This is a genomic window from Brevibacillus sp. HB1.4B (genome assembly GCF_013284285.1).
Lineage (GTDB): Bacteria > Bacillota > Bacilli > Brevibacillales > Brevibacillaceae > Brevibacillus > Brevibacillus porteri.
Genome location: NZ_JABSUT010000011.1, coordinates 259,624 through 285,127 on the forward strand (window position 1 = coordinate 259,624; position 25,504 = coordinate 285,127).

Annotated in this window: 25 protein-coding genes and 5 tRNA genes; 6 read left to right on the forward strand and 24 right to left on the reverse strand. The window is 47.2% G+C overall.

All coding sequences use genetic code 11. The features are described 5' to 3' along the window. Positions 1-85: 85 nt before the first annotated feature. The 8 genes from gpmI to rpoN all read right to left on the reverse strand — a co-directional run bounded on the left by gpmI (position 86) and on the right by rpoN (position 8,954). On the reverse strand, positions 86-1,627 hold the full coding sequence (gene gpmI, locus HP398_RS24620; protein WP_173623919.1) for a 2,3-bisphosphoglycerate-independent phosphoglycerate mutase: 1,542 nt from the start codon (positions 1,625-1,627) through the stop codon (positions 86-88). A gap of 12 nt (positions 1,628-1,639) precedes the next feature. Beyond that, positions 1,640-2,398: a triose-phosphate isomerase gene (gene tpiA / locus HP398_RS24625; protein WP_173623920.1), complete on the reverse strand. Its 759-nt coding sequence runs from the start codon at positions 2,396-2,398 to the stop codon at positions 1,640-1,642. A 21-nt stretch (positions 2,399-2,419) separates the two neighbouring features. Next, entirely contained in the window at positions 2,420-3,604 is a 1,185-nt protein-coding gene (locus HP398_RS24630) for a phosphoglycerate kinase (RefSeq protein ID WP_173623921.1), read from the reverse strand. 99 nt (positions 3,605-3,703) lie between these two features. Next, on the reverse strand, positions 3,704-4,708 hold the full coding sequence (gene gap, locus HP398_RS24635; RefSeq protein WP_007720484.1) for a type I glyceraldehyde-3-phosphate dehydrogenase: 1,005 nt from the start codon (positions 4,706-4,708) through the stop codon (positions 3,704-3,706). Positions 4,709-4,727: 19 nt separating this feature from the next. Beyond that, positions 4,728-6,092 carry a Na+/H+ antiporter NhaC family protein gene (locus tag HP398_RS24640; RefSeq protein WP_173623922.1) on the reverse strand — a complete coding sequence of 455 codons (1,365 nt, stop codon included), beginning with the start codon at positions 6,090-6,092 and terminating at the stop codon, positions 4,728-4,730. A gap of 18 nt (positions 6,093-6,110) precedes the next feature. Beyond that, a complete protein-coding gene (locus HP398_RS24645) occupies positions 6,111-7,136 on the reverse strand; it encodes a sugar-binding transcriptional regulator (RefSeq protein ID WP_069851529.1) in 1,026 nt (341 codons plus the stop codon). 166 nt (positions 7,137-7,302) lie between these two features. Further along, complete coding sequence (locus HP398_RS24650) at positions 7,303-7,575, reverse strand: glutaredoxin family protein (protein ID WP_017251633.1); 273 nt, start codon at positions 7,573-7,575, stop codon at positions 7,303-7,305. 5 nt (positions 7,576-7,580) lie between these two features. Then, positions 7,581-8,954 carry an RNA polymerase factor sigma-54 gene (gene rpoN / locus HP398_RS24655; RefSeq protein WP_173623923.1) on the reverse strand — a complete coding sequence of 458 codons (1,374 nt, stop codon included), beginning with the start codon at positions 8,952-8,954 and terminating at the stop codon, positions 7,581-7,583. Between the two features lie 242 nt (positions 8,955-9,196). Here rpoN and HP398_RS24660 point away from each other — a divergent pair. Beyond that, a tRNA-Arg gene (locus HP398_RS24660) sits at positions 9,197-9,271 on the forward strand. Between the two features lie 147 nt (positions 9,272-9,418). Here HP398_RS24660 and HP398_RS24665 read toward each other — a convergent pair. Together HP398_RS24665 and HP398_RS24670 are read right to left on the reverse strand one after the other, a co-directional pair. Next, positions 9,419-10,459, reverse strand: coding sequence for a FecCD family ABC transporter permease (locus tag HP398_RS24665; RefSeq protein WP_017251631.1), 1,041 nt, complete (start codon positions 10,457-10,459; stop codon positions 9,419-9,421). Further along, complete coding sequence (locus HP398_RS24670; RefSeq protein WP_173623924.1) at positions 10,452-11,468, reverse strand: FecCD family ABC transporter permease; 1,017 nt, start codon at positions 11,466-11,468, stop codon at positions 10,452-10,454. The genes HP398_RS24665 and HP398_RS24670 overlap by 8 nt, the downstream gene beginning before the upstream one ends. A 265-nt stretch (positions 11,469-11,733) precedes the next feature. On the opposite strand from HP398_RS24670, the gene HP398_RS24675 reads away from it, so the two are divergent. Beyond that, positions 11,734-12,744 (forward strand): ABC transporter substrate-binding protein, encoded by a 1,011-nt coding sequence (locus tag HP398_RS24675; RefSeq protein ID WP_017251629.1) that lies wholly within the window; start codon positions 11,734-11,736, stop codon positions 12,742-12,744. Positions 12,745-12,819: 75 nt separating this feature from the next. Here HP398_RS24675 and HP398_RS24680 read toward each other — a convergent pair whose 3' ends face one another. After that, positions 12,820-12,978: a hypothetical protein gene (locus HP398_RS24680; protein ID WP_017251628.1), complete on the reverse strand. Its 159-nt coding sequence runs from the start codon at positions 12,976-12,978 to the stop codon at positions 12,820-12,822. A 194-nt stretch (positions 12,979-13,172) separates the two neighbouring features. Between HP398_RS24680 and HP398_RS24685 the strand changes: the two genes are divergently transcribed. Together HP398_RS24685 and HP398_RS24690 are read left to right on the forward strand one after the other, a co-directional pair. Then, on the forward strand, positions 13,173-15,041 hold the full coding sequence (locus tag HP398_RS24685; protein WP_017251627.1) for a PAS domain-containing sensor histidine kinase: 1,869 nt from the start codon (positions 13,173-13,175) through the stop codon (positions 15,039-15,041). 35 nt (positions 15,042-15,076) lie between these two features. Further along, complete coding sequence (locus HP398_RS24690) at positions 15,077-15,211, forward strand: DUF4023 domain-containing protein (protein ID WP_017251626.1); 135 nt, start codon at positions 15,077-15,079, stop codon at positions 15,209-15,211. Positions 15,212-15,459: 248 nt separating this feature from the next. Here HP398_RS24690 and HP398_RS24695 read toward each other — a convergent pair whose 3' ends face one another. Continuing rightward, positions 15,460-16,695: a branched-chain amino acid ABC transporter substrate-binding protein gene (locus HP398_RS24695; RefSeq protein WP_017251624.1), complete on the reverse strand. Its 1,236-nt coding sequence runs from the start codon at positions 16,693-16,695 to the stop codon at positions 15,460-15,462. A 522-nt stretch (positions 16,696-17,217) separates the two neighbouring features. On the opposite strand from HP398_RS24695, the gene HP398_RS24700 reads away from it, so the two are divergent. Beyond that, complete coding sequence (locus HP398_RS24700; RefSeq protein ID WP_048034962.1) at positions 17,218-17,439, forward strand: hypothetical protein; 222 nt, start codon at positions 17,218-17,220, stop codon at positions 17,437-17,439. A 131-nt stretch (positions 17,440-17,570) separates the two neighbouring features. Continuing rightward, on the forward strand, positions 17,571-18,173 hold the full coding sequence (gene clpP / locus HP398_RS24705) for an ATP-dependent Clp endopeptidase proteolytic subunit ClpP (RefSeq protein ID WP_007720441.1): 603 nt from the start codon (positions 17,571-17,573) through the stop codon (positions 18,171-18,173). Between the two features lie 112 nt (positions 18,174-18,285). On the opposite strand, the gene HP398_RS24710 is transcribed toward clpP, so the two are convergent. From HP398_RS24710 to HP398_RS24765, 12 genes are all read right to left on the reverse strand, one after another. Further along, a complete protein-coding gene (locus HP398_RS24710; protein WP_017251623.1) occupies positions 18,286-18,471 on the reverse strand; it encodes an H-type small acid-soluble spore protein in 186 nt (61 codons plus the stop codon). Positions 18,472-18,481: 10 nt separating this feature from the next. Then, positions 18,482-18,664: a hypothetical protein gene (locus tag HP398_RS24715; RefSeq protein WP_017251622.1), complete on the reverse strand. Its 183-nt coding sequence runs from the start codon at positions 18,662-18,664 to the stop codon at positions 18,482-18,484. Positions 18,665-18,791: 127 nt separating this feature from the next. After that, positions 18,792-19,049 (reverse strand): HPr family phosphocarrier protein, encoded by a 258-nt coding sequence (locus tag HP398_RS24720; RefSeq protein WP_048034964.1) that lies wholly within the window; start codon positions 19,047-19,049, stop codon positions 18,792-18,794. Positions 19,050-19,098: 49 nt separating this feature from the next. Next, a complete protein-coding gene (gene whiA / locus HP398_RS24725; RefSeq protein ID WP_017251620.1) occupies positions 19,099-20,046 on the reverse strand; it encodes a DNA-binding protein WhiA in 948 nt (315 codons plus the stop codon). Positions 20,047-20,054: 8 nt separating this feature from the next. After that, entirely contained in the window at positions 20,055-21,065 is a 1,011-nt protein-coding gene (locus HP398_RS24730; protein ID WP_017251619.1) for a gluconeogenesis factor YvcK family protein, read from the reverse strand. A 78-nt stretch (positions 21,066-21,143) separates the two neighbouring features. Continuing rightward, positions 21,144-22,025: an RNase adapter RapZ gene (gene rapZ, locus HP398_RS24735; RefSeq protein ID WP_007720425.1), complete on the reverse strand. Its 882-nt coding sequence runs from the start codon at positions 22,023-22,025 to the stop codon at positions 21,144-21,146. A 235-nt stretch (positions 22,026-22,260) separates the two neighbouring features. Further along, a complete protein-coding gene (gene trxB / locus HP398_RS24740; RefSeq protein ID WP_017251618.1) occupies positions 22,261-23,220 on the reverse strand; it encodes a thioredoxin-disulfide reductase in 960 nt (319 codons plus the stop codon). Positions 23,221-23,284: 64 nt separating this feature from the next. Continuing rightward, entirely contained in the window at positions 23,285-24,928 is a 1,644-nt protein-coding gene (locus HP398_RS24745) for a tetratricopeptide repeat protein (RefSeq protein WP_017251617.1), read from the reverse strand. Between the two features lie 146 nt (positions 24,929-25,074). Continuing rightward, positions 25,075-25,150 (reverse strand) — tRNA-Gly (locus HP398_RS24750). A 41-nt stretch (positions 25,151-25,191) separates the two neighbouring features. Then, a tRNA-Lys gene (locus tag HP398_RS24755) sits at positions 25,192-25,267 on the reverse strand. A gap of 5 nt (positions 25,268-25,272) precedes the next feature. After that, positions 25,273-25,348: transfer RNA gene (locus HP398_RS24760), tRNA-Phe, on the reverse strand. Positions 25,349-25,379: 31 nt separating this feature from the next. Next, positions 25,380-25,456, reverse strand: a tRNA-Asp gene (locus HP398_RS24765). Positions 25,457-25,504: the final 48 nt, after the last annotated feature.

The following is a 25,504-nucleotide window of genomic DNA, read 5'->3' on the forward strand; positions in this document are numbered from 1 at the left end:
TTCTCGTCCATCTCCTTTTTTCATGTGCACTTACAATCTATTTCGATAAACGCCAAGCTACCCTTACAGTGTGTCCCAGTAAAGTCTATTTTGCAAGTAACGATTTGCCTGTCATTTCAACCGGTTGCGCTACCCCCAAAAGCTCTAAAAGCGTTGGGGACAAGTCGGCCAAAATACCGTCTTCGCGCAGAGCAGCCCCGTCTTTAGTCACGATTACAGGCACCGGATACGTACTGTGTGAAGTAATCGGACGTCCCGCTTCATCCAGCATCAGATCCGCGTTGCCGTGGTCAGCTGTGATGACGGCTACGCCGCCTTTTGCTACGATGGCATCGACCACTCGGCCCAAGCATGCATCGACCGTCTCGACTGCTTTGATCGTTGGCTCCATCATACCGGAATGACCAACCATGTCGCAGTTGGCAAAGTTCAGGATGATCGCATCAAAATTTTCTGCCTCGATCTCAGCGACAACCGCGTCTGTCAGCTCTGGAGCACTCATCTCCGGCTGCAAATCGTACGTCGCCACTTTTGGCGAAGGAATCAAGATACGCGTCTCACCTGGAAACTCCTTTTCACGCCCGCCACTGAAGAAGAACGTCACATGCGGATATTTCTCCGTCTCGGCAATGCGCAACTGCTTCAAGCCTTGCTGGGAAAGCACCTCTCCCAACGTGTTATCCAGATTGGAAGGCTTGTAAGCGATATACCCGTCAACTGTCTCGGAAAAATGCGTCAGGCACACAAAATGCAGATCGCGTGGACGCTCATCTCCGCGGTCAAAGCCACGGAAATCTTCATTCGTAAAGGCTTGCGACATTTGAATCGCACGATCCGGGCGGAAATTATAAAAAATAACCGAATCGCCGCTTTGAACGGTCGTCACTGGTTTTCCTGCCTCATCGAGAATCACGGTTGGCATGACGAACTCATCCATAATGGACTTTTCGTAGGATTCTTTCACTGCTTGAACCGGATCACGATAAGCCGGAGCATCTGCGTACACCATGGCACGATACGCCTTCTCTACGCGCTCCCAGCGTTTGTCCCGATCCATCGCGTAGTAGCGACCTTGTACGGTAGCAATGCGACCAACGCCGATCTCTGCGATTTTGGCTTGCAACTGTTCGATATATCCCACTGCACTGTCAGGCGATACATCGCGACCATCGAGGAAACCGTGGATGAACACATCCGCAAAGTCCTGCTTTTTCGCCAACTCTAGCATTGCAAACAGGTGGTTAATGTGACTGTGTACACCACCATCGGACAAAAGCCCGAACAGATGAAGCTGCTTGCCGTTTTGCTTCGCGTGCTGGAAAGCAGCGATCAGTGTTTCGTTTTCAAAAAAGGCGCCTTCTTGAATCGACTTGGTAATGCGCGTCAAATCCTGATAAACAACACGCCCTGCGCCGATATTGAGATGGCCTACTTCGGAGTTCCCCATCTGTCCTTCTGGAAGCCCAACAGCCAGCCCGCTTGCCTCCAGTGTCGCGTGAGGGTATTGGTTCCAGTAACGGTCGAAATTCGGCTTGTTGGCTTGTGCTACTGCGTTTCCATGCGTCTCGTTACGCAGAGCAAAACCATCTACAATCAAAAGGGCAACCGGTTTTGGTCTTTGTGCCATTGCTTTCTCCTCCTATCGCGACGTAGCTCCTGCCACTAGCTGCAAGTAACTGTCCGCTACAAGACTCGCTCCACCGACCAATGCTCCGTCGATATCCGGCTGTGACATGTAGCTTGCGATGTTTTCCGGCTTTACGCTTCCGCCGTATTGAATGCGCACTTTTTCAGCTGTCGCTTGTCCGAAGCGTTCACCGATTACGCTACGAATAATGGCAATCGTTTCATTGGCATCTTCTGCCGTGGAAGACTTGCCTGTGCCAATCGCCCAAATCGGCTCGTATGCAATAACGGTATCTGCCACTTGTGCAGCGTCCACTCCAGCAAAGGCACCTTCTGTCTGCGTACGAACGACGTCAGCTGTCTCGCCCGCTTCCCGCTGCTCCAGACTCTCGCCTACGCACACAATCGGTACGAGACCTGCTGCTAATGCGGCTACAACCTTTTTGTTCACGGTCTCATCTGTTTCATTGAAATATTGACGGCGCTCGGAGTGACCAAGGATCACGTACTCCACACCGATTTCTTTCAGCATAGACGCGCTGATTTCACCTGTATAAGCACCTTGCTCTTCAAAATGCATGTTTTGCGCGCCGATGGCAATATCCGTGCCCGCCAGTTCTTCCTTAAGTGCAGCCAACGCTGTAAATGGTGCGCAAATGACTTTTTGTACCCCGGAAGTATTGTTGCCTGCCTTGGCGTCCTGCGCAAATGCTCTTGCCTCGGCCATCGTCTTGAACATCTTCCAGTTCCCCGCGATAATTGGTGTTCGCATGCAAACTCCCCCTCTTCGCTCTTATTGATTATCTGCCAACACAGCTACGCCTGGCAGTTCCTTGCCTTCCATGAATTCCAGAGACGCTCCGCCGCCTGTAGAAATGTGTGTCATCTGCTCGGCAACGCCTGCTTTCTCCACAGCTGCTACGGAATCCCCGCCACCGATGATGGTCGTACCGCTGCATACTGCCATCGCCTTGGCTACACCAATCGTGCCGCCTGCAAAAGCATCCATTTCAAATACGCCCATCGGACCGTTCCACACCACTGTTTTGGATTCTACAATGACGCTGTGGTACTGATCTACTGTTTTTGGCCCGATATCGAGTGCCATCCAGCCCTCTGGAATCGCATCAATTGCTACGACCTGCTTCTCGGCATCTGCCGCAAAACGGTCAGCTACCACAACATCAACTGGCATCAGCAATTGAACACCGCGCTCTTTCGCCTGATCCATCAACGTACGTGCGAGGTCGAGCTTGTCGTCTTCACACAGAGAAGCACCAATACCGTAACCCTGTGCTTTGAGGAATGTATTCGCCATACCGCCGCCGATAATCAGGTGATCGACTTTGGTCAACAAATTTTCAATGACAGCAATCTTATCTTTTACTTTTGCACCGCCGACAATTGCTGTAAACGGACGCTCCGGATTGGACAAGGCTCCGCCCATGAAGCGAATCTCCTTCTCCATCAACAAGCCTGCAACTGCTGGTATGTACTCAGCGATTCCCGCTGTAGAAGCATGTGCCCGGTGAGCTGTCCCGAAAGCATCATTGACAAACAGATCAGCCAAGGCCGCAAAGCTTTTTGCCAGTTCTGGATCGTTCTTTTCTTCTCCCGCATGGAAGCGCACGTTTTCCAACAGGATGACGTCGCCAGACTCCATCCGTTCTACTGCCGCTTCTACGTCAGCACCATGGCAATCCTCCAGCTTACGCACGTCCTTGCCCAAGAGCGAGGATAGATGTGCTGCGACAGGAGTAAGACGCATCTCTTCCACTACTTGGCCTTTAGGACGCCCAAAATGGCTCGCCAGGATTACTTTGGCTCCTGCCTCCATCATGAAACGGATGGTTGGTACAGCAGCACGAATACGTGTATCGTCGGTGATTACCCCGTCCTGCATCGGCACGTTAAAGTCGACGCGGCAGAATACGCGCTTGCCTGCCAGCTCAACATCGCGGATAGATTTCTTGTTCATGAACGATCCTCCCAAATCATTGGCTTTTTATTCGGAAAAAAGATATGGGAAAAGGGAGATTGCTCTCCCTTTTTTTCCACAACAGTTCTATTTTACGTGTTAGAAGCCGCGCTGTGCAACATAATGACACAAGTCTACGACACGATTGGAGTAACCCCACTCGTTATCGTACCAGGAAACGACTTTCACCATGTTTCCTTCCAGTACCATTGTAGACAAAGCATCAATTGTGGAGGATGCAGGGTTTCCATTGTAATCAGACGATACGAGTGGCTCTTCGGAGTAGCCGAGAATGCCTTTGAGTGGGCCTTCTGCCGCTTCTTTCAGAGCGTTGTTGATTTCTTCAACAGTTGCATCAGTCTTCAACTCAACTACCAAGTCTACTACGGATACGTTTGGAGTTGGTACGCGCATTGCGAAACCATTCAGCTTGCCTTTCAGCTCAGGCAGTACGAGTGCTACCGCTTTTGCCGCTCCTGTAGAGGTTGGAATGATGTTCTCCGCAGCTGCACGGGCACGGCGCAAATCTTTGTGCGGCAGGTCGAGAATTTGTTGGTCATTGGTGTAAGAGTGAACGGTTGTCATCAATCCGCGTACGATACCGAATTTTTCATTGAGAACCTTCGCATAAGGCGCCAAGCAGTTCGTTGTGCAGGATGCGTTGGAGATTACAGTGTGTTGAGCTGGATCGTACTTGTCTTCGTTTACACCGATTACGACTGTAATGTCTTCGTTTGTTGCTGGAGCGGAGATGATGACTTTTTTCGCGCCACCTTCCAGGTGCTTCGCTGCATCTTCGCGCTTCGTGAAGCGTCCAGTCGATTCCACTACAATTTCAACACCGTAATCTGCCCATTTGAGTTGAGCTGGGTCGCGCTCTGCCAACACCTTGATTTCTTTGCCGTCAACGATGAGCGTGTTTTCGGAAGCTTCAACGCTCACGTTCAGAACACCATGAACGGTGTCATATTTCAAAAGGTGAGCCAGTGTGTGTGCATCTGTCAGGTCATTGACCGCCACGATTTCTACATTCGGATTGTTCAGTGCTGCACGAAATACGTTACGACCGATACGACCAAATCCGTTAATACCTACTTTTACCATAATGTATACCTCCTGCTCATTAGCTAGCTTTATTCTTCATCGCGAGAAACCTGCCCTCTGGCGAAAAACAGCGGGTCGATAATATCGTCACAATCGGTAATAAGATTGGAAAAAACACAAAGGGCAATGTCTGGATCGTCGAAACACCTAACGTGAGTGCCATCATCATCGATAGACCGTTCCATGGGATCAGTACAGGCATGACAACTGTGGAGTCCAACATCGTCTTGCCCAACAGCTCGCGCCCTCCCTCCCATTGGGAGAACCGTCCGAGAAGAGTAGAGCCGAGAACCAATATTGGAATGGTTTGATTACAGCTGATGATGACCACTAACAGCGATAATGCCGCTGCCTTCGCTACCAATACCGTCTTATTTTTTGTATGGCCCATCATTTTGTCTACGATGGGGGTTAATAAATTGGCTCTGTTCAAAATGCCGTTTAAAAAGCCTGCGAGAATGATTAACGCCAGAACACTGAATATGGCGAACATCCCGCCCCCATGGACCAGTTGATCCAGCGGCGTTCCTGAATGAAGCTCAAATCCAACTAGCATCGATGTAAAAAACGTCTTCACATCCAAATTCCCATTGATCCCGACTAGAATCGCACTGGCTCCGATACCGTAAAACAATGCCTTCACAGCTTTTACTCTCAGTGCGAAAGATGCAATTAACACGACGAGAGGCAGCATGAGTAGCCAATGTACAGAAAAATGACTGACTAACAGCTCCTGGTACATTTGAATGGTATCCGTCGAGCTCGCCTGAGGTCGAAACAGATCAAGAATCAGGAAAAGTAACGCGCAAATCGCTACCGTAAGCAAAGCAGGACGCCGTATTCTTCTTTCCTGCTCTTCTGTCATACCGACATTGGAAAGCACCAGTAAACGACTGCTGGATATCGGTGAGAAACGTTCCCCCACCATCGCTCCAGAGATGAGCGCACCTCCTACGATCGCAGGTGATATCCCTGCTGCGTGTGCGATGCCCATCAGAGACAGCCCAATCGTACTCAGCGTACCGATTGATGTACCCAATAAATAACTGACGCCTGTGGTCAACAGAAAAGAGAGAACGAACAAATACTCGACATTCACAATCGACAATCCGTAGTAAATGATGGCGGGTATAGTTCCTCCCATCATTAAAAGCGGAATCAAGAGTCCTACTAAAAACAGAATCGTAAGGACGGGCTTTGCCTTTTGGACACCTTCCCAGCCAAACACGAACTGCTGCTTCCACGGATAACCCAATCTTTTTACACTAACCAGTGTGACCAAGATCGCAAAAACAATCCCCCATGCGATCGGAAAACCGAGCGATAGGCTCAAAATGATGCCAGCGATCATTGCCAAGATGGGTGTTACCGATGTGATAGACATGCGACCGACTTCCTTCCGTTACAATCGTGCGGACAACAGCGTGTAAGCTGCCCCTTCGTCCGTAATGAGTACATTCTGACACGATTGCTTAGCAAAGGAAAGAATCGCTTTTGCCTTGCTTTCGCCCCCCGCAATGGAGAGCACGGTTTCTGCCTTGTGCACTTCCTCTAGCTGTAAACCAATTGTCGGCATTCTGTGGACCGTTTCTCCCGCTTCATTAAAGTAGTAACCGAATGCTTCTGATACAGCACCCGTCTCCACTAATTCTGCGAGCTCTTCCTCCGAATAATTCCGCCTTCTCGCCATCGTGACGGCATCCCCGATTCCATGCAAAACGATTCGAGTCTCGCCCAAGAGCGACAGCACATCTTGCACTTGCGGCTCTTTGACCAATGTCTGCAAGGCTTCTGGATGGAGGCGATCCGGTACGTGAAGAAGCCGATAAGAAGCACCTGTTTTCGCTGCCATGGCGGAAGCGAGCGTATTCGCTTGTAGCTCTACGCGTTCTCCCAGTCCACCGCGAGCAGGGACAAACTGAACGTTTTTGAACGAAGCAGAAGGCGTCAGATGACTTGCTACGCTGGCGATGGATGAACCACCTGTTACCGCTACAATGTCTCCTTCTTGCACGACCTGTTTGAGTACCCTTGCCCCTACCCGTCCCAGCTCTTCCTTTACCCAAGGCGATTGGTCTGCATTGCCCTGCACCACAATCACTTCTGATATGCCCAGCTTTTTTTGCAGGCGTTCCGCCAAGTCAGTAAGGCCGAATAGGTCTCCTACGAGAGGCTCCATGTCGTCCAAGACTTGTTGCCCTTCTTCACTCAGGCTCATTCCCGCAGCCGTTACATGAAGGAGCCCCGTCTCTTTTAGCAGTTCCACTTCTGCCCGCAAAATACGCTCAGTAGTATCCATGGCTTGAGCTAGACCTCTTCTGCCAATCGGCTGCAAATGATAGATGGATCGGAGCAACATGTACCGCTGACGCAAAACCTGAATCAAGTCAGGCAACAATTTTTGTTGCAGTTCCAGTAAACGTCGCATTTTGCCTTCTTCCTTGGTTACAAATTGTTGATCGGGACGTTAAATGTCCCTGTATATACATTTTTTGTCCCGCTTGGTGCAAAAAAAGATCACTTGCTACAACTTGAATGTATCATATTTAACAATATCTTGCAAGTTCCCCCGAGTCCCTATAAAAAAGTGCCACTCATGACCGAGCGGCACGTCTATGTAATTCGTCTCGCAGCTCCTCTAGCGTCACCACATGTGTAATGGAACGAAACACGATTTCTCCATCAATCTCGACTACTGGAATGACAAACATCATTTCTTCATGCAAGACCGGATCACTTTCAATATCAACCATGCGCATACGAAGGGGGAGCTCCTTCGCCAAACTGCGGATGTAGAGCTCCACCTCGTCGCACAAATGACATTTTTTTCTCCCGTACAAGACAATTTCAAACGTTTTTTCATTCATGCCCGTTAAAACCTCTTTCGTTTAGCCGACGATGGGATCAGCATTTCTTCCCGGTACTTGGCAACCGTACGGCGGGAGATTTCAATCCCCTCTGTAAGCAACATCTCACCCAGCTTTTGATCAGATAACGGAGACTTCCGATCTTCTTGTTCGATCAGTGCTTTGATTCTGCGCTTAACACTCTCAGAAGAAGTCACTTCCCCGCTAGATGTAGAGAGTGCTGACGTAAAGAAATACTTCAGTTCAAAGATTCCACGCGGTGTCTGGACGTATTTGTTGCTGGTTGCCCGGCTGATCGTCGATTCATGCAGGCTGACCCGCTCTGCTATTTCTTTTTGTGTCATGGGCTTTAAGTAATGAATCCCCCGATCAAAAAACTCCCGTTGCATATCGAGGATGGCCTGAGTTACACGCATGAGCGTCAGGCGGCGCTGCTCCAGACTTTTTGCCAGCCACATAGCAGCATTCAGCTTATCGTGAATGAACTGCTTGGCTTCATCCTGACTTTTTTGCTGGCTCAGCATCTTTTCATAGAAGCTGTTGATTTTCAGCCGCGGTGCAGCAACATCATTGACCAATACTACATAATCATTCCCGACCTTCTCTACCGTCACATCTGGAATGACATATCTTGTGTCTACTGCGGAAAAGGCCGCCCCTGGACGCGGATTCAGCGTACGGATCAAGTCTGCCATCGCCTGTACCTCTTGCGGTGTACACCCGATTTTGTCTGCAATCCGCTGATAGCGATTGTCCGCCAAATCTTGCAGGTGGTTGCGAACGACCTGAACGATCTTTTCATCATCGAGTGCCAAATGCTCGAGCTGCAGCAAAAGACATTCTTCTAGGCTGCGTGAAGCTACGCCTACTGGATCAAAATGCTGCAAGACGGACAACACGTCCTCAATCTCCAGCATTTCAGCACCTAGGCGCGTACTCGCTTCCTCCAGTGTAATTTCCAAATACCCCTTCTCATCCAGATTCCCGATCAAAAAGAGAGCGATCTGTTTTTGCAGCGACGAGAATCCTTTTACATAGCCGAGTTGACGCTCCAGATGTTCGTACAGCGTCTCCGCACCTTGCTGGACGTAATCCAACGGATTGTAAGTGCTTTCATTTTTCAACGAACCGTACTCACCTGTCGCGCGATTGCCCACAATTTCTTTCCAGTCAATCTCAGGAGCTGGTTTCTCTGCTTTTGCAGAAGCGACTTCTCCAGCAACTTCAAGGTCAAAAACAGGATTTTCATTGGCCTGATCCTGCAAATAGGAGATGAGATCAATGGCTGAATACTGCAATATGGTAATCGCTTGGCGTAATTCCGGCGTCATCACTAATTTCAGTGTTTGTTCTTGAAATAACCCCAATCCCATGTTCATGAAGCCCGCCTCCTTCGCACTTGCTCATGCTGCTCGATGACTCTTTATTTTCATTATATTCGTTCTCTCATGCAATTTTCCTGCCAAATTGATGAAGCAGAACACAAAAAACGTCGAAAGATCTTCACCAATGGACTTTTTCACTCTCGCTTACCTTATCACTAGTTTTTTCTGCTGAACTACTTTTTTTCGTTTGCATTGAGATTCTCGATGTTTTATAATGAAAATTGTCGTCACAATATACGCCTGTAGCTCAGTGGATAGAGCAATGGTCTCCGGAACCATGTGCGGGGGTTCGATTCCCTTCAGGCGTACCATACTAATAAAGACAAAGCGATCTCTTGGACTTCCAGAGGTCGCTTTTTTATGTTGAATCCCCATGGGAACAAAAAAAACAGCCCGATTATGAACTGTTTCTCTTGCGTGACATTTACTCGTTAAAAATCGCCTTGACATCAGGGGACCTATTGATGATTCCTCGTTTTATACAAAAGATAAACAAAAAACGGCGCTCCAATCGCTGCGGTAAAAATCCCAGCTGGTAAATCATGCGGTAAAAACACCGTTCTCCCAATCAAATCAGCCAAGACGACAAGCATCCCACCCAAAACAGCGGAAGCCGGCAGCAAGTAGCCATACGCTGAGCCAACTAGCCTACGCGCAATATGTGGAGCCATCAAACCGATAAAACTGATTCCTCCTGCCACACCGACCGCAGCACCTGCCAGTGCCACACTAATCGCAATCAAGAGCAATCTCTTCTTATCAATTGCTACGCCAATGCCTCTGGCGATATCATCACCGAGCTCCTGGGCATTCAAATAACGGATTTGGAAAATCGTAGCCACGAGAAACAAAAGCGTCCACGGAAGCAACGTCATGACATTTACCCAAGACATACCGTACACCGTTCCAGTCATCCACCCTAGAGCGTTTGAAGCTTTGTGGGTTTGGGTGATCACCATGAAAAAGATCGTTAATGCTCCCATCCCCGCTGATATACATACACCGACAAGCGCGAGGCGAAAAGGTGAGACTCCCTCCTTCCACGCAGTGAGATACGTAAGCGTAGCGGTTAGCAATCCACCGGTCAAGGCCACCAATGGCATCCATTGCACACTTACATCTTTTGCGAATGTGATAAATGCTACCGCTGCTGCCGTCGCTCCCGCTGTAGTTCCGATCAAATCAGGCGAAGCTAACGGATTTCGTACCAAGGACTGTAAGATGGCCCCCGATACCGCCAGGGAAGCCCCCACCATGACTGAAACGACAACGCGAGGCAACCGCCAATCGAGCACGATCAATTCATTCTGTTCACTGCCCGCTCCCACAAAAGCTTTAATGACTTCCCACACAGGAATATGCAAGCTACCTAAGCCAATACTCAATACAATCACAACAGATAACAGCAAAAATAGTATGAAATTAATTCCTAACGCCCGCTTATTTACATGAAACGAGAGCGCTGGCTTCTTGGTCCGAATGACTACATGTCTATGCATACGCCCTCCTCCTGACCAGCGGGATGATAAAGGCCACTCCGATCATGGCGGTTGCTACGCCTACTGGTACTTCCAAACGCATCGGCATCAATACAAGGCGAGAAAGCAAATCAGCGCAGACCAGAAAAGCTCCACCGAAGACGATCGAATAGGGAATCAACCATCGATGATCAAGACCGACTAAAAAACGACAAAGATGCGGGATGATGATGCCCACAAATGCAATCGGTCCGGCGAGCGCGACACTCCCACCTGCCAAGAGCACCACGATCAATATCGCTATAGCTTTTACCAAGATAATCTTTTGGCCCAGACCAGTCGCCACATCATCACCGAGTACCATCAAATTTAACGAACCGGTCAGTAGCATAGCGCCTAACCAGCCTACTAGCAAATAAGGAATGATCATAAAAAAATGATCGAGCTGTCTTCCCTCCACAGAACCAACTAACCAGTAAAAAGCCTCTGTCATCGTCTTTTCTTGCAGCAGCATAAACAGAGAGGTCACAGACGAAGCAAAAGCGGCAACCGCTGCACCCGAAAGTGTCAGCTTAATCGGAGTCATGCCTCCCCGCCCAGCGGAAGCCAACCCGTATACAAGCAGAGCAGTCACACCCGCTCCGATAAAGCCTGCCCACATCATTTTCGACACTGGGAATTGCGAGCCAAAAACAACAATCGTCGTCACAATAGCTGCTGCAGCTCCAGCGTTCACACCAATAAGAGATGGTGAAGCCAAAGGATTTCGAGTCAACGCCTGCAACAAAACACCTGCTACAGCGAGGCTGCTCCCCACCGCTACCGCTGTAAGTGTACGCGGCATTCGGGAAGTCGTAATAATCAAATGTTCCTCTGAACCGGAAAATTGGGTGTATGCCTCTACTGCAGTAATGAGCGAATACCGATTGATTCCGAAAAGGATACTAGCTACCATCACGACTGCCAGGACGACGAGTCCTACTATGAGTACAGTAGTCTTTTGCAGTCGGCTGGACAAAATCACATTCACGCCTGTTCCCTTCTTTCCGTTGCATTCTACCTATTCTGTCTATTCGCTACATATGTATGTAAGTTTCTCCCACTAATCAGTCTAAGCTTGCGGATAGGGCTAGTCAATGATATTGATTTTTATTATCGCTATTGGAAAATTCAGCACAAAAATATCTATACTTTTCCTTTCGTTCCAAAAAATATATTGACACATTGTCATATAAGCATATACAGTAGTGAAGAAAAATGATAATCATTATCAGTTAAAAGGGGGATTTTCCATCATGCGCAAAACTTCCCTGCGTTTGATGCTCGGGGCTATGCTTTCCGCTGTGATGCTCGTAACAGGTTGCGGGGGACAGGCAACGTCTACATCCAGCTCATCTTCTTCTACTCCAGCTGCGTCAACAACTACACCTGCACCGGCAGCGTCTGAAGAGAGAGAAGTAAAACACTTTATGGGGTCAACAAAAATAAAAGGGACTCCTCAGCGAGTGGTCGCTCTTACTAGTGAAAGCACAGAGGCTGTTCTCGCATTAGGGATTACGCCAGTTGGGGCTGTCATGAGTGGCCTCGGTAAACCTGGTGACCCATGGCATCCACATATTAAAGAGAAAATGAAGGATGCAGTTGAATTGGGTGACGAGAACCAACCGAATGTTGAACTGATCGCCAGCCTGAAGCCAGACCTGATTCTGGGAACAAAAGGACGCCAAGGGCAAGAAAAAGTATACGCTCAGCTTTCCGCGATTGCCCCAACCGTCTTCTCCGAGGATCTCGTAGGCAGATGGAAAATCAACTTTGCACTTTACTCCGAAGCGTTGAATAAAAAAGCTGAAGGCGACAAGCTGATGGCTGATTTCGATAAGAAGATTGAAGAGGCAAAAGGAAAACTGGGTGACAAGACGAAGATGAAAGTCTCTGTCGTTCGTTTCGTAGCTGGAAAAACTCGTCTTTACTTGAAAGACACTTTCTCTGGCGTTGTTCTGAGCCAGCTCGGCATTGCTCGACCAGCCTCCCAAGACATCGATGAGTTCAAAAAAGACATTCCAAAAGAGCTCATGGCTGAAATGGATGGCGATGTCATGTTTTACTGGATCGGTGATTATTCCGGTGATGGATCTGCCAATAAATACACCGAGGAATGGATGAAAGATCCGCTCTATCAAAAACTGAATGTCGCGAAAAACAATAAGGCATTCCAAGTTGACGAAGTGATCTGGAACGTAGGTGGCGGTATCCTTTCTGCTGAACTGCTTGTTGATGACATCGTAGAACGCTTCTCCAAACTGTAGGCTATATACTTTCCGATACCGTCAATAAAGCAGGAGTGGTTGAGATAACCACTCCTTTTCTTTTACCTACTGGCATTATTGATCGAGTTCCTTACTTCCAGCAGTATCCTTACTGGGCAGAATCGGATCTATTTGTTCAGGTTTACGCGAATAAGCTTTGTTTGTAACCAAAATCGTCGCACCGATGATGACGATAAAAATGAGCACCAACGCAACGATAAAACCAGTTGTCATGCATACACCCCCGACTTTTTTCTAACTCTCATTATAGCTGATTTCCATGCGAGTCAGAACCTTCATGCATAACCAATTCATTATGGAATAACAAACTATTCCAAATTTTGATAGGAAAATGGGTCTTATATCTCGAATAGTTACGACAACGCTATCTCACTCAAATACTTGATAGACTATGCGGGGGAAATCTGATGAACAAGCTTAATACCCCTTTCTTATGGAAAAAGAAACGCTCAAAAAAGGAAATCACGCAAGTGTTATTTCCAGATCAAATATTAAAAGCATTTTTTCACTTTACGACGGATGCCATCTCGATTAGTGATCTCGATAACAATATCGTCTTGGTGAATCATGCTTTTGAGCAATACTACGGTTGGTCCATGGAGGAGATTTACGCTTCACCGCTCTGCTTCATTCCAGACGAGTATAGGAGCGAGACCAAACAGTTATTTGATGCGGTCAGGAGCATGGGTGTCTTACTAACCAATTACGAAACCATCAGGCAGCGAAAAGATGGCACGAAGATGGATGTCATTCTGTCGGCTGCTCCAATCAAAGATGAAACGGGAAAAATTATTGGTGCTTCCTGTATTACCCGTGACATTTCCGACCGCAAAAAAATTGAAGAGGCCTTGCGTCAAACCGAAGCCAAATATCGTCTCCTCATCGATCATACCCAGGATATCGTGACGATTTATGATTTATCCATGCGACGCATCTATGCATCCCCATCAATCGAGCAATTGGGATTTGTTCCAGCCGAGGTTACTTCCCCTAACAATCTGCAACTCACACATCCAGAGGATATCCCTATGTTCAGGGACAAATTTCAAGAGATCATGGCAACGAAACAACCCGTTCATTTCGAGACGCGCTCTATGGATAGGAACGGAAACGAGGTTTCCTTCGAAACACGCGGTATCCCCATTTTAAGCGCGGTAGGAGACGTACAAAACATCATGTTAGTCTCGCGAAATGTCACAGAACGCAAATACTCTGAGGCCGCCTTGTTTAAAAGCGAGAAAACGAACAAAATCATCTCGGAATACACAGATGATCTTATTCTAATTACGGACAAAAACGGGGATATCCTCTATCTCTCCCCTTCTCATTCACGCGTAATCGAAACGAGTGAAAATTGCCGTCAGCTCACCTTTGCTGACATTCATCCAGAAGATCGGCAAACAGTCATTGACCACTTTCATCATTTGCTGGTGACCCAAGAACCAAAGATATGCGAGTTCCGTTTCCAAACGAAAAATAACAAATGGATCTTTCTCGAATCAAAGGGTGCCCCCATCCTGACGAAAACGGGAGATTGTGATGGCTTTATCATCGTATCGCGGGATATTACAGAACGCCGAAATAACGAGGAATTATTACGGAAGGCTGAAAAGCTGTCCGTGATTGGGGAGTTGGCTGCTGGGATCGCCCATGAGATTCGCAATCCCCTAACATCCTTGAAAGGCTTTATCCAATTTCTTTATCCGAGCATGAATGATAACCAGCAGTACGCTGATATCATGCTCTCTGAACTGGACCGGATCAATTTTATTGTGAGTGAATTGCTAGTCTTGGCAAAGCCTCATAGCATTCAAATCAAGCCTCTTCCGCTCATCCCTTTGCTGGAAAGCGTCTTGGCACTATTGAGGTCGGAAGCAAACTTGAAAAACATCGATTTCTGTACCGCATTTGCTTACCATCCGATCATTGCGGGAGAAGAAAACCAGCTCAAGCAAGTCTTTATCAATATCATTAAAAATGCCATTGAAGCGATCGACGGACATGGAGAGGTTCATATTGCCACCGCCTTAAAAGACAATCATCAGGTGCTCATTACGCTCACGGATACAGGCTGTGGAATCTCTGAAGAAATGATTCACAAGCTGGGTGCCCCCTTTTTCACGACAAAAGAAAACGGGACTGGCCTCGGCCTCATGATCAGCAGCAAAATCATGAAAGACCACAACGGTAGCCTGGAAATTAAAAGCAGGGAGCACGAAGGTACAGTGGTAGAGATTACACTGCCGATTGTACAGGACCAAATTGGGTCATCCTAGAAAGGTGTACATCCCATTATCAGCGGAGGTGCCCTATGGATTTCACCAAAATGAGCACAAGTGAGTTTGTGGCCAAAATTCGCGAATCCCAAGCGAAAAACCTGCGTAGCAGACAGCATCAGGGCTATGGTCATCCGGAACAGCGGCTGCCCAGCAAGCAACGAGTATAACAAGCAAAAACCCACCTGCGAGCTCACTGCTGGGCCAGGTGGGTTTTTGTTTGTTATTGTGGATCCTGCTTATTCAGGTTACGATCTCTTTCAGACTTTTGCTTTTGGGTGCCTTGCGTCTTGCTGCTGTGTCCTTGGTTGCCGCCATTCTTCGTATTACGATTGTTTGACATCAGAATCCCTTCCTTTTCATTCTGGTATTCATGCCAAACGTAGTATGTCCCAAACGGCTGATTCATAATGAAGAATTACTTCGCTTCACCCATAAATACTTTCTTTCCATCCTCATACTTGTACACATATACGGAAGCAAAGTCGTTGTCGCCTTTTTCATTGAATGTTACGTTGACGAATTTGCCTTTGTAATCTTTGGTTTTGTGAACAGCTTCCAGCACTTGTTCACGAGTTGGCTTTTTGCCGCCATTTGCTTTGATCGCTTCTTCCAGACCGTTCAGCATAACCCCCATGGAGTCATAACCAAACGAAGTGAAGATCCCTACTTTGTTGCCAGTCGCGCTCTCGAAATCTGTGATCCATTTCTTGCCGTCTTCGGTAGCACCAATATCACCAACAGTAGAAGTAAAGACTACGTTATTCGCATTTTCCGCACCAGCAATTTTCACCATGTCAGCGGAGTCGTAGCCATCGCCACCCATGAAGACACCCTTGAAGCCTTTTTCACGTGCTTGCTTCACGATGATCCCTGCATCAGAGTAGTATCCACCGAAGTAGATCATCTCTGGATTTTTCGCAAGGATTTGGGTGATGATTGCACTATAATCCTTCTCGCCTGCCGTTACCCCTTCATAGCCGAGAACTTGTACGCCGTCTTTTTCAAATTGCTTTTTCACTTCTTCTGCAAGACCTTGTCCATAAGCAGCCTTGTCATGCATAACGAAAGCCGTTTTTACATTCAATTGATTTTTGGCAAAAATAGCAGCCTTAGAGCCTTGTTGATCATCACGCGCACAAATACGGTGTACGATCTTCTTGCCTTGCTCAGTCAAATCGGATCCCGTTGCGGAAGGAGATACCATTACGAGCTTTTCTTGTTCATATTGCGCTGCTGCTGTAATCGAAGCACCTGTTGTAGCATGGCCAACTACTCCGACTACGTCAGGATTTGAAATCAACATTTGTGCGACTGCTACCCCTTGTTTCGGGTCAGCTTGGTCGTCTTGCGCGGACAATTCAACATCAAAGCCAAGTGCTTTGAATGCCTCCTTTTTTTCTTTCAACGCATATTCAGCACCAGCTTTTGCTGTGCTTCCGTAGTCGGAGTACTGACCAGACATCGGACCAACTACAGCAATCACGAGCTTCTCAGTAGCTCCGCTTGCACCGCCCGTGCTTCCTCCGCTATTGTTGCTCGGCTGTGGTGTCGCGCTTTGTCCACCAGTCCCCGTACCTCCACCGCAGCCCGCGAGCAATGTGCTCAGAGCAAATGTTGCAGCCAGTATCGACAATGATTTCTGTTTTTTCATAGCAAAAACATCCCCCTCTTTATTTATGAGCAAACTATGAATCACAATCTTATTGTAGGATATTTTAGAAAATTTGCAATAGAAATGATTAAAAGAAGAATCAATCAAAAAGCCTCTATCGCTGTCTGCTAATAGAGGTGTATGACGTATTGCATCAAGGAAATAGCCACTTCTCCGCATAAAAATAGCTATCTTGATGAAAAGCATCTCATTCATTTCTAGAACAAATTGGAATAATTAGCTTGTAAGTGCGCGTTTTGCATCGTGATCTAGGTCGAGAGCTTGCGAAGCATACACATCCCTCTACTCTTTCCATATATCTCCTATGCAACTCTCCCGCCAAACATGACCAGACTATAAGAAAACCTTTAGCGACGCCTGTTCATGAGCAACCACATTTTTAGCGGAACGATTTCATGTGCTCTGGAAAGTACGTTGAAAAAATAAATATCCCACGAACAAATGTTTTTGTGCACAACCTGTGCATAACATTGTGGATAACTTTCGAAAGTGAGGCTTGCCATGGCAGGGGAACGTTTTTTTCTCATTTATCAAGAGGCCAGTGACGAGGAATGCTTATTGACCATTGAACCATACAAAGATCAACAGGAGCTAGCGGAAGCCATCAATCAGCTGCAAGCCAAACAAATCGATGAGTATACGATCATCAAGGGAAAAAAGATGAAGGCCACACTGAAACTCGCCGTCGATTTGACCGAGGCCGATGAGAATTCTAAGGAATGAATGTTTTCTTTTTGGAGTAGGTTTAGACAAAGGGAATTTGGCAAACATGGTAGTGAGGGCGCGCACTTATGTGTTTGACCTTCATTGACCTTTTGTGTATGATATTGTTACAAAGAGAGGAGGAAGACTAGATGCATATGAATTTAATTCCAACCGTCATTGAACAGACGAACCGCGGGGAACGTGCTTACGACATTTATTCCCGCCTGCTCAAAGACCGCATCATCTTTCTGGGAACCCCAATCAACGACACCGTAGCCAATATCGTTGTGGCACAGTTGTTGTTCCTTCAGGCGGAAGATCCGGAGAAAGACATTCACTTGTACATAAACAGCCCAGGCGGTTCTATTACTGCTGGTATGGCAATTTACGATACTATGCACTTCATCAAGCCAGATGTATCCACCATTTGTATCGGAATGGCTGCTTCGATGGGAGCATTCCTGCTGGCTGCTGGGGCAAAAGGCAAACGCTTTGCTCTGCCAAACAGTGAAGTCATGATTCACCAACCATTGGGTGGTGCCCAAGGACAAGCGAGCGACATTGAGATCGCCGCAAAACGTATTTTGAAGATGCGTGATCATCTGAACACTATCCTGGCTGAACGCACTGGACAGCCTTTGGAGCGCATCCAAAAGGATACCGATCGTGACAACTTCCTCTCTGCCGCAGAAGCAGTAGAGTACGGATTGATTGACAAAGTAATCACTTCCGAACCGTCTTCCAAAAAATAAGAAATACGTAGTAAAAAAAGCACTCGTGCCTGGACTACTGGCCGAGTGTTTTTTTTGTATGCCGAGCAAACCCCAAGAGGCTTCCCTTGATTTGCCCGGCTTTTTCAATGGATCATTGTGACACTTCCATTAACTGACTGACATACACCGTCCGGCTATGTCCTGGATTTTTTTCCTCATGCACACGTGCTGTTGACGTTTTTTCGTCTACAGCATCGATCCAAACGGCTTGTCCTTCGTACTCTACCTTGATATGGTCGTCGGAGCTCATAATGGCTTGTGCTCTCGTTACATTCATAAGCGGCTCCCTATTGCTCATCTTCAAGGGCTTGCTTGGCTGACGACGCCCCTGTCATTGTGTCAACACTGGTTTCTTCAATCAGGCCGTTCTGGTCGGAAACGATCCCTCCCCCTAGTCCTTCGTTAATCATCCGGTCAATGTCCATGTCAAAGCAATCGCGGCCTTCGTGGCACGAATCACGGTTACTCATGTCTGATTCCTCCTTCATGCAATATACATGGTTAGAAATGCCCTGCCCGAAGTGAATTGATACATATTCATCAAGATGACCAACAAAAAAAGACACCTCCCTTAAGGGAAAAGTGTCTCTCGTGACTCTATTCTTCCTTGCTTACCAGATTCGTAAGGCTAGTGACTGCCTGGGAGGCATCCGGCCCTTCTGCCAAAATGGTAATTTCTGTTCCAGAGCTGATTGCGAGGCTCATGATACCCATGATGCTTTTCGCATTAACCTTCTTGTTGCCTTTTTCTACGAATACTTCCGATGCAAAACGGTTAGCCTCCTGTACGAAAAAGGCTGCTGGACGAGCTTGCAAACCGGTCTTTAACTGAACCACGACCTGCTGTTGAACCATGAATGGACCTCCTTACTTGTAGACTATTATCCTTTAGTATAACATGCATCTACATCGAAATATTTTGTTTTTCTCGTATTTTGTCAGCGATTTCGTTAATTTTTCGCAAGCGGTGGTTAATGCCCGATTTGCTCACTACTCCGCTTGGCACCATCTCGCCCAATTCTTTCAAATTGATATCAGGATGAGCCAATCGTAGCTCCGCAACCTCACGCAGACGTTTTGGCAAATTCTCCAATCCCATCTCTTGATCGATGAGCTGAATATTTTCCATTTGTCTGGTGGCTGCATTCACCGTTTTGTTTATGTTGGCGATCTCACAATTGTGTAATCGGTTTACTGAGTTCCGCATGTCCTTTACGATTCGGACGTCCTCGAAATACAGAAGCGCCTGATGAGCCCCAATCAAGCTCAAAAACTCTGTAATCTTTTCGCCTTCTTTAATATAGAGAACATACCCTTTTTTCCGCTCGATGCACTTGGCATTTAGTTTATACCGATTGGCGATCTTGGTCAATGCTTCGCAAAAATCCTGATAGGAAGTGAAAATCTCCAGATGATAGCTGGATGCCTCTGGATGATTCACAGATCCCCCCGCCAAAAAAGCCCCCCGCAAATATGCAGCGCGGCAACAGGACTTTTTCACGATCTCAGGAGCGATTCCTGGGATAAACGACAGGCTTTGATCCATGATGCCCAAGTCTTGCAAGATATCATTGGCCTTATTCGGAATACGCACAATGTAGACGTTGTTCTTTTTCAATCGCATTTTTTTGCGAACCAGCAGTTCAGCGTGTATCTGAAACAACCTCTTGATTAGCGTGTAAATGCGTCGGGCAATCGCCGCGTTCTCTGTCGTCACATCCAGCACCAGTCGTCCGGCTCCAAACTGCAGACTTCCATTCATTCGAATCAAGGCTGAGAGCTCTGCCTTGCTGCAGCAATCGGCACCCTCCGTCATGGTAAGTTCTTTTTTGGTATGCGCGGCGAATGACATCGACTTCACTACTCCTTCTCTATCTTCAGCACCTTCCGTCTTCGTTTGACGAGTGACACAACCTGCTTGCTGACAGCATGTGCATCATGACGTAGGTATCCGTCCTCAAATGTGACTAACGGCTTCGCCACCACATTTAAACCGAGTTGGCGCAATTGCTTTAAGTCACATCGGACAGGAGCTGCTCCTTTTTCCGTATATTTGTCCAATACATGGGTAGGCAGCTCGGCTGAATTGACAATGATCGTATCCAGAAATGGTCTATCTACATGGTCATACATGACATTGACGTGCCTGGATGCAGAAAAACCGTCTGTCTCCCCCGGTTGTGTCATGACATTACAAATGTAGATTTTCGGGGCTTGTGCGCGTGTAATCGCTTCAAATAACCCGCGTACTAATAAATTGGGCAGGATGCTCGTATACAAGCTGCCAGGCCCAATCAAAATGGCATCCGCGTCGGCAATGGCCATCAGGGCTTCGCTCAGAGGAACAGCGTCCTCCGGATCAAGGAATACCCGCTTGATTTCTTTGCCAGTCAACGGTATTTGGGATTCTCCGATTACGAGAGATCCATCTGTCATTTCCGCTTTCAACTGAATCGACTGCGTGGAAGCTGGCAATACATCTCCACGTACTGCCAAAACTCCGCTTAGTGTTTTGACTGCGGTGACAAAATCTCCAGTGATTTCGTTCATCGCTGCAAGTAATAGATTTCCCAAATTATGCCCTGCTAATCCCGTGCCTGTGGAAAAACGATATTGCATGACTTTTTCCATCAACGGCTCTGTATCGGCCAGAGCAGTCAAGACGTTTCGAATGTCGCCAGGTGGAAGCATATCCATTTCTTCTCGCAAACGTCCAGAGCTTCCCCCATCGTCTGCTACCGTAACAATCGCTGTGATATGCACCGGCTCGTGCTTCAAACCGCGTAGAAGGACGGACAAACCCGTTCCTCCGCCAATAACGACTACCCGTAATGGCCTTGACTGTAGCCTCCCGACTCCCTTAGTAGGCATATGTCACCTCATTATTTCTAATACACATACCACAGGTGGCTTTTTATGCACGCTTCAATCTTTCCTGCCATCTTATGCTCATTTGTTCTTTTCCATGTCTCGATGACTGACACGGACAGAAAAATCTTTACCAAAGGTTTCTCCCAAATGTTCTGCAATGGCGACCGAGCGATGCTTGCCACCGGTGCATCCTATTCCTATCACAAGTTGACTTTTTCCTTCTCGCTGGTAATGCGGCAGGGTGTACCCCAAAAAGTCTGTAAGCTTTTCTAAGAATTCTTTTGTGTCCTTGTGCTTCATCACATACTCTGCCACGTCTGGATCACATCCTGTTTTCGGACGCAAATCCTCCACATAATGTGGGTTAGGCAAAAAACGGACATCGAACATCAAGTCAGCGTCTATTGGTGCGCCGTATTTGAAACCAAACGACAAAACATTAATCGTAAGTGGTGATCCTTGTTGACCGTATTGGTTGATGATTTTTTCTCGAAGCTGAACTGGCTTCATTTGACTCGTATCGATAATCTGATGCGCCCAGCCCTTCATTTCCTCCAACAAACGGCGCTCAGCGTGAATTCCTTCCAAAGGCGAACCGTTCGGGGAAAGCGGATGTCTGCGACGTGTTTCCTTATAGCGAGAAACCAATGTCTGATCGTTCGCATCCAGATAAAGGATGTGGTACGATAATCCATTCATCTGATTGAGGCTCTCCATGGTTACGGCTAGATTTTCAAAAAACTCACGCCCTCGCAAGTCAATCACCAATGCGACTCGCTCAATACTCCCACCAGACTGTTTGACCAACTCAGCAAATTTGGGAATCAGTACAGGGGGTAGGTTGTCTACACAAAAAAAGCCCAGGTCCTCCAAGCTTTGTACAGCAACTGTCTTTCCCGCACCTGACATTCCGGTAATAATCAGGAGATTCATGGCCTTGTCGTTTCCCAATTCCGTCACGCAACTCGCCTCCTACGATTCTGACAATAGCATACCATATTGTCCACCTTATTCGCACCTTTTTGAACCGCTTCCCCTGTTTTTCCAATGATGTCTTCTATAGGCGTATAAGCTTTTTTAGAAAAAAAGATGCGTGACTGAATGCCAGCCACGCAACAATTGTTTATATAGATAAGGGGGTCAATTCATTGTCTATAGATTACTCTTGAATTATTTCACCCATGTTACAAGCAGGTTAAGAGATTGTGACATTTTGTTCCTTTAGCTTTTCATTAAGCTCTTCTACATAGTGTTGAGCAGATTGAGCAGCGATTGAACCGTCTCCAGTAGCTGTCACGACTTGTCGCAGCATTTTTTCACGTACATCTCCTGCTGCAAAAACACCTTTTACTTTGGTGTACATTTTTTCGTCTGTCAATACGTAGCCTGCGTCGTTGGTGATACCCAGTGGACGTACGCTAGCAGTCAATGGGTCCATACCTACGTAGATGAACACCCCATCTGCTGGGTATTCTCTTTGTTCACCTGTTTTGGTGTTTTCCAAGAGAACCGCTTGTACTTTGCCTTCACCACGGATTTCTTTTAGTTCTGTATCCCAGATCACTTCGATTTTTTCGTTATCGAAAGCTCGTTTTTGCAGGATTTTCTGTGCACGGAACTGATCACGACGGTGTACGATCGTCACTTTGGAAGCGAAGCGAGTAAGGAACACAGCCTCTTCCACTGCGGAGTCTCCTCCACCAACAACCACCAGCTCTTTATTGCGGAAAAATGCACCGTCGCATACCGCGCAGTAAGAAACGCCACGGCCGGACAATTCTTTTTCGCCTTGTACACCGAGCAAACGATGCTCTGCACCAGTTGCCACAATAACAGACTTGGTCAAGTATTCCTTGTCACCCGTGATAACGCGCTTGTACGGCTCTTCATCGCGGATTTCTTTGATTTCCCCATATGCATACTCCGCACCGAATTGCTGTGCATGCTCAAACATTTTTGTAGAGAGATCAGGGCCAAGAATAGAAGTGAAGCCTGGGTAGTTCTCGATATCTTCCGTGTTCGCCATTTGACCGCCTGGAATTCCTCTCTCCAGCATCAATGTGCTCATGTTCGCACGGGATGTATATACAGCAGCCGTCATTCCAGCAGGGCCAGCTCCGGCGATAATCACATCATAAATTTTTTGATCGCTCATGGTTGTTGCCTCCTCATCTCACACAGTTCTGTTTCCTTATTTAAATTAATTATAATGTAATAATCTATTTAAAATCAAGTGTCGACAAAACTTTGACGCACTTTGCCAAGGTAGCGGCAGAAATGCCGTATTTTTGAGCTAGAAGGGCTTGTGACTGTTTTTCGTTCGTTATCGTTCCGTATACATATTCTAATGCTGCGACCCACGCTACTTCTTTTCGCACTTGTACAAGACTTTGGGCATATTCATGATGCTTGCGCCATACATCGAGGCACCATTCTCCGGCCTCTTGCTTGCCCTGTGAGAGCAAATAACGGCTTATGCCTTCTTCTATACTGCCCTTCTGCTCATCCGTCGCGGGTGAACCATTCGATCCATCAGGAGTTCCTTCCGGCATGTCTGCACCCATATCAGCCAAAGCCAGCAACGCCAACTTTTGCAGCTGTTGGTTATCCGTCTGGTAATAAAATTGACGGACCGCGGTTTCAGCTTCATCGTCTCCGATCAGAGACAAGGTTTGCAACACCGCGAATTTCACTTCATCGCGTCCATGCTGCAATGCCCAGAGAAGGGAAGCTCGGATCATCGGGTCTGTTTTAAAATCTTCCACTCCCGTGAATGAAGCCTTTTCCCAAGAAACATCACGTTGGGTCGTATTGTATTGGTAGGGGATCGGTTTTATAGTCTCCCCTTCTTGTTCGTTTTTTACCATTTGAATGTACTGATCTGCGATTCCTGCTTCTGGGTCTAACTGCTTGGCTTTTTGCCACCAGCGCAGTGCTTGATCCTTTTTCCCGCTCAAATAAGCTGAGATCGCAGCATAGTGGTACGTGCACGCTTCATGCGGCCGTCCATTTCGCAGCATGCGTTGGTAATGGAAATACGCTTCATCATGCTGGCCCAGCACTCCCATTGTTGTTGCGAGCTTATAGGTATTTTCCGGATGGAACGGAACGACCTTTTTCAACATATCAATCAAGCTCAACAGCTCTGTCGTTTGATTGTGATGGGAGAGCAAAACGGCCAAATTGCACAGTGCATGCAGATTTCCTTCTTCCTTATCCAGCGTCTGTTCGATTGTCTCCATCGCCTTCTGGAATTCCCCAGCATAATAGTAGGCGAGAGACAAATTGTTCCACGCTGGCAAAAAGTCAGGATCGGCTTCGACGATTTCTTTTAAGGTATCCAGTGCCTCCAAGAAACGTCCCTCTTCCAGACTCCGACGAGCTCGTTCATGCTTGCTGTATACGTCCTCTTTTTCACTTGGGAGGAAGTGTCGCGGTGGCATGTCCAGCTCAAAGTAAATATAGTCGAGGAGCTCTTCGGCCTCTTCCCGATACGGTCCAGTGCTATCTTCTTGTAAATAACGAACAGCCATTTCTTCTGCCATAGGGTAATCTTCTAAGTTGGCATAGTTGTTCGCCATGTAGAAATACACTTCTGTCATAGATGGGTCCCATTTTTCTATCACTTCATAGAGGACTTCATTTGACGCTTCAAACTGTCCGGTTTCAGCTAAAGCACTTGCCAAATGGCAGTGGCATTCTGCATTCGTTGGCTCCATTTCAACTGCTCGGCGAAATGAACGCAATGCTTTATCATAGTCGTACCGATTCAAACAACGCATTCCCCGGTCAACAAAAAAAGCAGCATCTTGCTTAAAGTCAACGACGGTCGTTTTCTTCAAAATACTTTTGTTATGTTTCATAAAACCTCCAACATCGTAGGAGCTTACACTCCAAGTATCGTACCAGAAGCATCGGCACCCTACAAGCTGACTCGTCTTTTAAAGTGTTCAGCGGATAAAGCAAGAAACACCACTGGCACATAGCAAGTGGTGTTTACGAACAAAAATGGAGCGGACGAAGGGTCTCGAACCCTCGACCTTCGCCTTGGCAAGGCGACGCTCTACCAATTGAGCTACGTCCGCACATCTTATCAACTATTCATATTTTGTCCGATTGAAAAAACTGGTGAGCCATGAAGGACTCGAACCTTCGACCCTCTGATTAAAAGTCAGATGCTCTACCAACTGAGCTAATGGCTCGTACATGGTGGCTCGGGACGGAATCGAACCGCCGACACGAGGATTTTCAGTCCTCTGCTCTACCGACTGAGCTACCGAGCCATATACTTTGTTCGCCACTCTTGAATAAGAATGGCGGAGCTGACGGGACTCGAACCCGCGACCTCCGGTGTGACAGACCGGCGTGAACTCCAACTTCACCACAGCTCCATATAGAAGGCTTGTTCCTTCAAAACTGAATACGCATGATTGCTAAGA